The following is a 10,073-nucleotide window of genomic DNA, read 5'->3' on the forward strand; positions in this document are numbered from 1 at the left end:
GACCACGGGCCGGGCATCTCCCCGGAGGAGCAGACGCGCATCTTCGAGCGCTACCAGCGGGCCTCGGGCAAACACTCGCGCGAGAGCCTGGGACTGGGCCTCTACGTGGCACGGCAGATAGCGCGCGCGCATGGTGGGGACCTCACGGTGGAGAGCACCCTGGGCGTGGGCTCCCGCTTCATCCTCCGCCTCCCACGGGGCTGAAAGTCGCCTTGAGACCTACCCGAGTGCCCTGGCTAGGCTGGGAGCACCAACCACGAGCGCCGCGGAGGGCGGGATGGAGCGAGCAGCGAGCGACACGGAGCAGCGCCGGCGCGCGCGGTTGCCGTGGCTGTTGCTGGCGGGCACGGTGGGGGTGTCGGCGCTGGGAGGGGGGCTGGCATGGCGCTCCCTCTCCTCGCTGCTGACGCGCGTGGAGCAGCTGGAGCGCGAGGGCACCGAGTCCGAGGCACAAGTCGCCGAGCTGCAGGTGCTGCGCGACAGCATGGCGCGGCGGCTGCGCCAGCTGGAGCAGCAGCAACAGACGACGGCACCCGGCCGTCGCACCAGCGAACAGGGCCCGCAGCTGGCCCGGCGCGAGGCGGCGCGGGCGGAGCTGGAGAAGCTGCTGAAGGCGGAGCTGGAGAAGGGCGAGGCCTTCCTGGAGGAGTCGGAGGGGCGGCTGCGGGTGGAGCTGGCGGACCGGCTGCTCTTCGAGCCGCGCAAGGCGGCGCTGACGCCCGGAGGCGCGGAGCTGCTGGCGCGGGTGGGCGCGAAGCTGGCGGGGGTGGAGGGACACCTCGTGCAGGTGGCGGCGCACACGGACGCGGTGCCGGAGGCGCCGGAGACGGCTCCCCTCCCAACGAGCTGGGAGCTGTCGGCGGCGCGCGCGGTGACGGTGGTGCGCCACCTGGGGGAGAAGGCGAGAGTCTCCCCGGCGAAGCTGGTGGCGGCGGGCTACGGGCCCCACCACCCGGTGGTGCTGGACGATGGGCCGCTGGCCCGGGAGCGCAACCGGAGGCTGGAGCTGCAGCTCATGCCCGCGCCGCCACCGCGCCAACCCCCACCCCCGGCGCCCGGGGACCAGCGGCTGGCGAAGAAGCGCCCGGGGACCGGGCGCTGACGGCCGGGAAAATCCTTTGAATAAATACGGACAGGCAGCCGTCCGAGCGCCAAGTCACCTCTCGCTGCCCTTCTTCTTCCCTGGAGGAGTCTCCGTGTCCACCCTCAGGCACCTCGTGTGCGCTTCGCTGGCGACTGGCCTGGTCCTCACCTCTGGCACGGCAGAGGCCCGCTTCGGCAAGCGCTCCGACTCGAGCTCCAGCTCCAGCAGTGAGAAGAAGGAGGAGAAGCGCGAGGAGCGCAAGCACGAGGCCTCGCCCGTGAACAGCAGCGGCTCCAGCAGCAGCTCCAGTTCCAGCCGTCGCCATGAAGCGACTCCGGTGGGCTCGAGCGGCTCCAACACCCAGGGCACCTCCAGCTACGCCACCTCCACGTACAGCGGCTCCAGCAGCGTGACGGTCGTCTCCGTGTCCGACGACCACCCGCCGGTGTACCCCTACTCGCACACGCCGCAAGTCGTGCGGCAGCCCGCGCACCGCAGCCCGGTGCTGGTGCGGATGGGCCTGACGGGGCAGGCGCTGGGCGGCGGCGGCGCGCTGGGGCTCAACCTGGGCCTCGAGGGGAAGCGGTGGGGCGTGGACGGCTCGCTGACGGCGCTGAAGCTGCCGACGGATGACGGCACCGAGGGCGAGGACCAGCTGGGCCTCTACTCGACGCACCTGACGTACGCGCTGCTCTCCAGCGACGAGGGGCGGCTGCGGGCGGAGGCGGGCGTGGCCATCGCGACCGCGCCGGACGTCACCTTCGTGGGCCCGAGCATCGCCCTGTCCTTCGAGCGCTGCCTCTTCGGCGGGCTGGACGTGGAAGGCCGGGGGCAGCTCGTGGCGCTGCCGTACACGCAGCTCGACGCGCAGGCGGGCCTGGCGCTGCACATGGGCATCCTCACCGTGCGCGGCGGCTTGCGGTGGCTGCTCCTCAACGACCACGGCCTCGTCGATAGCAAGGAGCACGAGGACGTCTTCACCGGGCCCTACGCGGGCCTCGGTCTCAACTTCTAGGCGGCCACGTCGCCCCCGCCCCTCTCCCTCCGTCGAAGGGAAAGGGCGAGGGGACCGGGCCCGCCTGACTCATTTCCCCGACATTCCCTCGGACGCGGCCTCCATCGCCATGGGAGGTGGAGCCTCCGAGGTGGTGCCCTCGCTCTTCTTGCCCCGGCGCTTGGGCGGCGGCGCGAGCTTCGGCGCCGAGCCGAACAGCCGCTCGTACGTCTCCGGGGTGTTGATGTTGACGACGACGCCCGGGTCCTTCACCGGCACGCGGCGCAGCTGCATCGCCTTGAGCACGCCCTCGAGCTGCGTCTCACCCGACTCCCGCATGCGCTCGGCGGCGCCGCGCGAGAGGACGATGGGGTAGCCAGCGGCCCCCTCGAACTCGGGGCGCAGGGCCTCCAGCGAGTCCCCCATGGGCTTGAGCAGGGACTTGAGCGTGGAGGCCCGCACGGCGGGCATGTCCACGGGGTGCAGCAGCACCACGTCCGCGCCCTCCTCGAGCGCCGCCTCCAGCCCGGCCTTCACCGAGCTGAGCTGCCCGTCCTGCCACTGCTCGTTCTCCACCAGGTGGACGGCGGGGTGCTGGTCCTTCACGGCCTGGGCGTCCTTGCCCACGACCCCGATGACCGAGCAGCCGGCCTTGCCGAACGTCGACGTGAGCGACTGGAGGAAGCTCTTGCCCCCCTCGTGCTCGATGAGCGCCTTGTGATGGCCCATGCGCCTGGCCTCTCCCGCGGCGAGGATGATTGCCACTGCCTTCATGCCATGCCTCCTCGGCCCCCACCGGTTGGCGTGGGGGCGACCGGCTACAGGCTGGCAAGCGTGGAGCGATCTGGCCGCGCACTGGAGGGCAGGTCGTTGGGAACACGGCACTTGAAAGCGGCAACATGTTCGCCATGTACGGAAGTGTTGCGCCATCCGCCCATGAGCGAACTTCTGGCCTACATCCCCCGCCTCTCGCCGTCTCGCTCGCACCCCGTCCCGTTCCCGCACGGCGACCCCACCGGGCCCTTCCTCGAGAGGAGGGTGCCGGCGAGCTGGTGCTGGAATGCAGGGAGGGGTTGAACCCGAGGGCCGCACACGCAGGGAGACCCGTCCTCCTTCTCGGGGGACGTGGCCAGGGCCTCTGCGTGGCCGCTGCGCAGGGGGTTGCTCGAGCCCGCGCCTTCAGGAGCGGGCGTGAAACGGATACCCGAGGACACTGTCGCCGCCATCCGTCGGGTGGCGGACGCGCTAGTGCACCCAGTTGGAGCGGGAGCCCTGACCTTCCGGGACGAAGACGAGCCGCGCGGGCCGCGGGTCTGCAATTCCTTCCGAAGCCATGGCCGCGCGGGCAGTCAGAATTTCAGACATGCGGGCCAGCGGGAGCGTGTACCAGATGCGGACGAGCTCCTCCTCGGTGACGTGGCCGAGCACCTCGCCGTGTCGCTCATCCACCACTGGCAACAGGTGGACGCCGTAACGGTGCATGACCTCCAGCGCGCGCAGCACGGTGTCGCGCGGGTAGAGGATGATGTCAGGCATTGCAACGACTTGGGTTTCAACCGTGCGGCGCGTCAAAGGATACCCCCAGGAAGGAAGCCTGTCTGGCCCCCACTCAGGCCCTAGCAATCCCCCTGCCGACCCCTGAGGGTCCCCCACACAACTTTCGAGGCCGATGGGGCGATAATGGCGGGAGCAGTTTCCGGAGCCACTCCGGGAGCGTGGAGCCCACCATGTCCGTGAAGCCGACCAGCCCGTCCACCTCGTCCCTCACCCGACGCCCGCCGGAGGCGCTCACCCCGCGGCAGCCCGCGACGTCCGCCCACCCGCTGGAGAAGGTGGGCCAGGCGCTGCAGAACGCGGCCAAGGGCGTCGCCCAGCACGTCAACAACGTGGTGGACGTCTTCGAGGCGAAGCTGCCCTCGCTGCCCCGGCCCGCGGGGAAGAAGCCCTGGGAGGGCATCACCCTCACCGGCAACCCGCTGAAGATTCCGCTCGACGCCCTCAAGAAGGTGGACCTGGGGGATGTACGCAAGGTGCTCGAGCGCATCTTCCCGCCGAAGATTCACGATGAGCAGGGCAAGCAGCTCGTCGCCCAGACGCAGGACTTCCGCGACACGCTGGGCAAGGTGCGCGCGCTGTCGGCGGAGCTGGAGCTGCTGCCCGCCTCCCACCCGCGCCGCGCCGAGGTGAAGAAGGCGCTGGAGTCGGCCGAGGGCAAGCTCCAGGCGGACTACGGCTACACGCGCACCACCGCCCCCAAGCCGGGCGCGATGTGGATTGATCCCCAGTTCTCCGCCAAGGAGCTGCCGGGCGGGAAGCTCAACGCGAGCCACTTCCCCACGGGCACGCCGGTGACGAAGCCGCCGGCGCCCCTGGACTTCATTTTCGGCAAGGGGCCGCGCGAGCTGACGCTGGGCGAGGGCCCCACGGCGCGCACCGTGCGCACCCCCGAGGAGTACAAGGCGGCGGTGGCCGCCCGGCGCGCCGAGCTGGGCATGCCGGTGAAGGACGGGGAGCCCCAGGGTGTCCACCTGAGCCTCCAGGGCGGTGGCGGCAAGGGCAAGCGCTACGGCTCCATGCTCGCGGAGATGTACGACCTGGGCGTGGTGCCCACCAGCCTGAGCGGCACCTCGGCCGGCTCCATCGCCGCGGCGTTCGCCGCCACGGGCGCGGGCCCCGCGGAGATCCAGGCGCTGGCGAAGGACCCCCGGTTGAAGGACCTCTATGACTGGGACCTGGACATGAAGGACGGAGGCATCCTCAACGGACAGAAGGCCTTCGACCTCGTGGACCAGGAGCTGCGCCGGCTGACGGGGATCACGGACCGGCCGGTGACCTTCGCGGACCTCAAGGTGCCGCTGCAGCTCATCACCGCCAAGGCCTACGACAGCGCGGCGGGCCCGGACGGGGGGACCTCGGCCAAGGACCGCATCTTCGTCTTCAGCCAGGAGACGACGCCGGACACGCCGGTGGCGCTGGCGGTGCGCGCCTCCATGGCGATTCCGGGCGTCTTCGAGCCGGTGCAGGTGGTGGACCCGGCCACGGGCCGCCGCATGCACCTGGTGGACGGCGGCGCGCTGGACAACCTGCCCATGGGCTACAACAAGAACGACCTGCCGCAGATTGGCGCGTCGCTCTACAGCCGCGCCACGGGCCACCCGGCGAGCCACCAGGACACGACGAAGCCGCTGCCCTCGGGCAACCTGGACTCCACCAACGTCCTGTGGAACGCCCTCAACGGCTACACGCTGATGAAGGACTCGGCGTCGGACTACACCGACTACATCGACCGGACGCAGCCCAAGGCCAACCAGTACATGCTGTCGCTGCCCACGTGGGACCTCACGGACCCCACCAAGGCCGACAGCACGCTGAGCTTCGGCTACGACGAGAAGGTGGACCCGGCGCTGGACGGGCAGTCGCGGCAGGTGACGCGCGACTTCCTGCGCAACTTCCTCGACGACCTGCGCGTGCCGGGCTCGCGGGGCACCAACTACTCGGCGCAGGTGCCCCAGGACGTCCACTTCGACCTGCCGGTGGTGGCCAAGGGCAAGCAGTACCAGGTGAGCTACGCGGGCGGGGACAACCTCATCGTCACCGCCAGGGACGGAGGCCACCGCAGCGTGCTGCCGGTGGGCAAGCAGCGCATCGAGGCGATGTACCTGGACCACCAGGCCTTCGGAGACCTGTCGGCGCAGCTCGCCCACACCATCACCAACCCGCGCAGCGTGAAGCCGAGCTGGCTGCCCTTCTGAGCCCTCGCGCCAGAGCAGAAGGGCCGCCCCGGTCATCCCGGGACGGCCCCTCGAGGCCCTCAGTACCTCAGGGCGAGCGTGCTAGCGCTGGGCGCTCTTCTGCCGGGCCTGGTGCCGGCGGAAGTCCTCGTGCCAGGCGCCGTTGAGCTTCGTCAGCACCTCGCGCGAGTCCCGCAGCTTCTGCTTCTCCAGGGTGGCCTGCGTCTGGCTGTCACCCACGAGGAAGCCGTTGGCATACAGCGTGCGCGCCTCGGCGGGGGCCTTGGCCAGCTCCTCCGGCGTGCCCAGGGCGAAGTTGAACACCTCGTCGTTGTAGGGCACGCGCTCCACGCCCACCAGCTTCGTGGCCCCGGTGCGCGTCAGCAGGACATCGCCCACCGCGAGCTCGCCGGCCTGCACCACGCCGCGCCTGGCCGTCACCATCGGGTGGGTGCCCGTCACCATCACCTCGGCGCCCTTCTCATCCCGCAGCTTCACCACCGGCTTGCTCTCGCCGCCGCGCGACACCGTCGTCACCGTGAGCGCCAGCCCGTTGCCATTGGCCAGCAGCTTGTCGCCCACCTTCACCTGCTCCACCGCCACCGCCTGGCCGTCCGCCTTCACCACCTGCGTGCCCTTGGCCAGACAGGCGTTGCGCCAGTCGATCGTCTGGACGTTCTGGGTGCGCGTGTTGATGCGCTGTGTGGTGCCCCAGGTGTTGGTGGCGCCGAGCACCATGCACGTGGACTTCACCGTGGAGCGCACGAGCAGGCGGGTGTTCTGGAGGAAGCCCATGCAGTCCCGGCCGAAGTCCACCAGGCCATCGAAGGGGAACACCACCACGGTGTTGTCGTAGTAGTCCCGGGCGTACGGCTTGTAGGGCAGGGCGCTGTGCGCCACCACGGAGCCCGACGCGCTGCCACCGGCGCACTTGCCGCCCGTCTCCAGCAGGATGAGGGCCACGTCGCTGTCCTGGGAGTCGACCCGGCACCAGGTCTCCAGCGTCAGGCGGTGCTTGCCGCGCATGGCCAGGTAGAGGTGGCTCGTGTCATAGGTACCGCTCGCGGGCGCCCAGTAATCCCCGCGCTTGGACACCCAGACGCCGGAAGGCACCCGGGTCGCCTCGGAGTCCACCGCGCCAATGCCGGTGTAGGGCTTGACGAAGGGGAGGAAGTCGCCCGTGTTGGGATCCTTGCTGCCCGAGGCGTAATCACAATCCAGGTAGCCCGTGACGCTGCCGCGCTCCAGGCAGGTGCGGATGGGGTTGTCCGTCTGGTGCTTGCCCACCGGCTCGCGAGGGTGCTCGAAGTTGAGGGTGTTGGTGGGCACGGGCGTCGGCTGCGCGCCCAGCGAGGCGAGCGAGGACTCGGTCACCGTATAGGAGACGTGCGACTCGCCCGTGGCCTCGTTGAAGGCCATGGACACCGAGTCCACGAAGAGGAGCTCATCCGGGCTGACCTTCACCCCGAGGTCGAGCGTGGGCGTCTCCAGCACCTTGCCCGCGTACTCCTCGTAGGACTGCGTCCCCAGCACGCGGAAGCGCTGGTGCGCCGCATCGGTGGCGAAGGCGGTGACGTCGACGTAGCCGTAGTCCGAGCCGTTGAAGCAGGTGACGAGGCCCGAGGTCTGGAACTTCGCCACGGAGGCGTCCGTGCTGTCCACGTCCGAGAGCGGCAGCAGGTGGCCGCACCACGGGTTCTCCCGGGGGTCCGTCCCCGCGGTCGTGGAGGTGACCATGTCCTTGCGGGTCTGCGCGCCCGGGACGCCGGCCTTCTTGTCCTTGTGCAGCTTGTCGAGGCGGCGGAAGAGCTGCGGCGAGTTCTCCGGGGTACTGCCCGCGGCCTGGAGGCGGTTCTTCACGAAGCGGAACTGCGCCTCGTCGGAGAGATCCAGGGGCATCTCCCGGCTCCCGCGAGGCTTGTTGGAGTCCTTCGACTGGGCGCTGACGGCCTGCTCCCACTGCGAATAGAGCTGGGCCATGTGGCGCGAGTCAGCGGCGAGGACCTCCTTGTCCACCTGCTCCGCGGGAGCCTTCTGCTGGGCACAGCCCGCGCCGAGCAGCGTCAGGCACGTGAGGGCCGGCATGAAACGCTTGAACATCCGGGGGGATCCTTTCAGTGACAGCTTCATTTGGGTTTCACCTCAGGGGACGACAAAGACAGACACGTCATCTCGAAGGGCCGAGAAGGAGACCTACAGGGTGAGCAGGTGTGGCGTGCGAGTTGGAGAGAGGGTCAATCGCTCATCGTGCCGGTTCGCTCAGCAACGTGGGGATTCCTCGCTGGATGGGAAGACAGGCGAAGAAAAGCTTTTCCCTGCTTGTCCAAACACAGACACACTTTGGGGAAACCCCGCGAGCAGAGAACAATCCCTTGCTTTTTCCGGGGAGGGCATCCGGCCGAGCGAGCGGATGCGCCTGCACGCTCTCCCGCACTGGCAGTGAGGCTTTTCTGCCAGCCCGTGGCCCCTGGGAAAAGCAGAAGGGCCGCCCCGGTCACCCGAGACGGCCCCTCGAGACTCACGCGGAGTCAGTGCGGCCGAGCGAGGCCCGCGCCTACTTCCTCGCCTGCCGCCGCTGGGACTGGCGGTAGTCCTCGTGCCAGGCGCCGTGCAGCTTCGCCAGCACCTCGCGGGCGTCCAGCTTGCGCTGCTTCTCCAGCACCGACTGCGCATGGCCGTCGCCCACCAGGAAGCCGTTGGCGAACATCGTGCGCGCCTCGGGCCCCGCCTTGGCCAGCTCCTCCGGCGTGCCCAGCAGGAAGTTGTAGACGGGCCCCTGGTAGGGCACGCGCTCCACGGCCACCAGCTTCGTCGCCCCGGTGCGCGTCAGCACGGCCTCGCCCACCCTCAGCTCGCTGGCCTGCACCATGCCGCGCTTCACCGTCACCATCGGGTGGGTGGCCGTCACCCGCACCTCGTGGCCCTGGTCGTCCCGCAGCTTCACCAGCGCCTCGCTCTCACCGCCGCGCGACACCGCCGTCACCGTGAGGGCCACACCGCTGCCATTGGCCAGCAGCTTGTCCCCCACCTTCACCTTCTCCACCACCTCGCGCTCGCCGTCGGCCTTCACCACCTGCGTACCCTCGGCCATGCACAGGCGCGTGTAGTCCACGGGCTTCACCTCTGTCTTCGACGGGCAGCGGAAGGGCTCGCGCTTCGTCGCGTCCCCGGGAGCGAAGGGGTCCGGGCATGTGCCCTCGGCGTACACCCACATCTCCAGCCGGACGTTCTGCGCGTTGGCCACGCAGTTGCCCTTGCCGAAGTCCAGGATGCCGTCGAAGGGGTACTCGCGGGGCCGGGTGGGCGTCTTCCAGGGCAGCTCGCCCTTGCCCACCACGGTGCCGCTGGTGGTGCCCTCCTCGCACCAGCCGCCCGTGTCCAGCAGGATGGCCACCACCTTGCTCGTCACCTTCTCCACCTGGCACTCCTCCAGCACGTAGGGCTTGAACATCCCGCGCGTGGGCACCTGGAAGCGCGTCGTGTCGAAGGGCTTCACGGCCGGCTCCCAGTACGACGTCGGGTCGGCGACCCACGTCGACGTGCCGCCGCCCGCGGTGGTGGCGAGCGTGGCGGCCACGTCCACCGCCGCGATGCCCGTGCCGCCCGTGGTGGCGAAGGGCGTGAGCGTCCCATCCGCGTTGGCCCGCACCGAGGCGTAATCACAGTCCAGCGAGCCGTGGACGTACCCGCGCTCGAGGCACACGCGGATGGCCTTGTCGTGGGTGTTCGGGCGCAGCAGCTCCCGCGGGTGCTCCAGGGTGATGTCCCCATCCCCCACCCTCGCGTGCAGCGAGGCCGTCACCGACGTATAGGTGATGTGCTCCCGGCCCGTCACCTCGTCGAAGGCCATGGCCAGCGAGTCGACGAGGAGCTCCTTGTCGTCCACCCGAGGCACGGAGACGGTCATGGACGGCGTCTCCATCACCTTGCCGGCGTACTCCTCATAGGACTCGGTGGCGAGCAGCTCGAAGGTCGTCTGCGCCATGTCGGTGACGTAGGCATTGAGGTCCACGTAGCCGTAGTCCGCGCCGTCGAAGCAGGAGGACAGGCCCGTGCCCGCGAAGCTCGCCAGGGTCGCGTCACTGCCCTGGCCTCCGAGGGAGACCATGTGCCCGCACCACGTCCCGTCGGCCCCCGCCTGGGCGGAGCGGGTGGGCGCCTCCAGGGGCCGCTCCGACGGCCGGAGCTGGATGGCCCGCAGGCGCGCGAAGAGCCGGGGGGCGCTCACGGCGTTGAGCCCCGCGGCCTGGAGCCGGTTCATCAC

At 70.1% G+C, this 10,073-nt stretch carries 8 protein-coding genes; 4 read left to right on the forward strand and 4 right to left on the reverse strand.

Annotated features, from left to right (window positions below):
- From VF697_RS13545 to VF697_RS13555, 3 genes are all read left to right on the forward strand, one after another.
- The coding region (locus VF697_RS13545) for a sensor histidine kinase (RefSeq protein WP_331094976.1) at window positions 1–204 on the forward strand (204 nt) is incomplete at its 5' end.
- 73 nt (window positions 205–277) lie between these two features.
- Window positions 278–1,102: an OmpA/MotB family protein gene (locus VF697_RS13550; RefSeq protein WP_331094978.1), complete on the forward strand. Its 825-nt coding sequence runs from the start codon at window positions 278–280 to the stop codon at window positions 1,100–1,102.
- 94 nt (window positions 1,103–1,196) lie between these two features.
- Window positions 1,197–2,099: a hypothetical protein gene (locus VF697_RS13555; protein ID WP_331094980.1), complete on the forward strand. Its 903-nt coding sequence runs from the start codon at window positions 1,197–1,199 to the stop codon at window positions 2,097–2,099.
- Between the two features lie 69 nt (window positions 2,100–2,168).
- On the opposite strand, the gene VF697_RS13560 is transcribed toward VF697_RS13555, so the two are convergent.
- Together VF697_RS13560 and VF697_RS13565 are read right to left on the reverse strand one after the other, a co-directional pair.
- A complete protein-coding gene (locus VF697_RS13560) occupies window positions 2,169–2,852 on the reverse strand; it encodes a nucleotidyltransferase family protein (RefSeq protein ID WP_331094982.1) in 684 nt (227 codons plus the stop codon).
- Window positions 2,853–3,323: 471 nt separating this feature from the next.
- Complete coding sequence (locus VF697_RS13565; RefSeq protein ID WP_331094984.1) at window positions 3,324–3,614, reverse strand: CBS domain-containing protein; 291 nt, start codon at window positions 3,612–3,614, stop codon at window positions 3,324–3,326.
- Window positions 3,615–3,805: 191 nt separating this feature from the next.
- Between VF697_RS13565 and VF697_RS13570 the strand changes: the two genes are divergently transcribed.
- Entirely contained in the window at window positions 3,806–5,830 is a 2,025-nt protein-coding gene (locus VF697_RS13570; protein WP_331094986.1) for a patatin-like phospholipase family protein, read from the forward strand.
- 81 nt (window positions 5,831–5,911) lie between these two features.
- On the opposite strand, the gene VF697_RS13575 is transcribed toward VF697_RS13570, so the two are convergent.
- Together VF697_RS13575 and VF697_RS13580 are read right to left on the reverse strand one after the other, a co-directional pair.
- Window positions 5,912–7,909, reverse strand: a complete 1,998-nt coding sequence (locus tag VF697_RS13575) for a Hint domain-containing protein (RefSeq protein ID WP_331094988.1) — start codon at window positions 7,907–7,909, stop codon at window positions 5,912–5,914.
- A gap of 454 nt (window positions 7,910–8,363) precedes the next feature.
- Window positions 8,364–10,073, reverse strand: a 1,710-nt coding sequence (locus VF697_RS13580; protein WP_331094990.1) for a hypothetical protein, incomplete at its 5' end; no start/stop codon positions are given.

The organism is Archangium sp. (assembly GCF_036388035.1).
GTDB lineage: Bacteria > Myxococcota > Myxococcia > Myxococcales > Myxococcaceae > Archangium.

Coding starts and splice junctions, on each gene's coding strand:
- VF697_RS13560 (WP_331094982.1), bottom strand. CDS start 2,852: ATGAAGGCAGTGGCAATCATCCTCGCCGCGGGAGAGGCCAGGCGCATG.
- VF697_RS13575 (WP_331094988.1), bottom strand. CDS start 7,909: ATGTTCAAGCGTTTCATGCCGGCCCTCACGTGCCTGACGCTGCTCGGC.
- VF697_RS13570 (WP_331094986.1), top strand. CDS start 3,806: ATGTCCGTGAAGCCGACCAGCCCGTCCACCTCGTCCCTCACCCGACGC.
- VF697_RS13565 (WP_331094984.1), bottom strand. CDS start 3,614: ATGCCTGACATCATCCTCTACCCGCGCGACACCGTGCTGCGCGCGCTG.
- VF697_RS13550 (WP_331094978.1), top strand. CDS start 278: ATGGAGCGAGCAGCGAGCGACACGGAGCAGCGCCGGCGCGCGCGGTTG.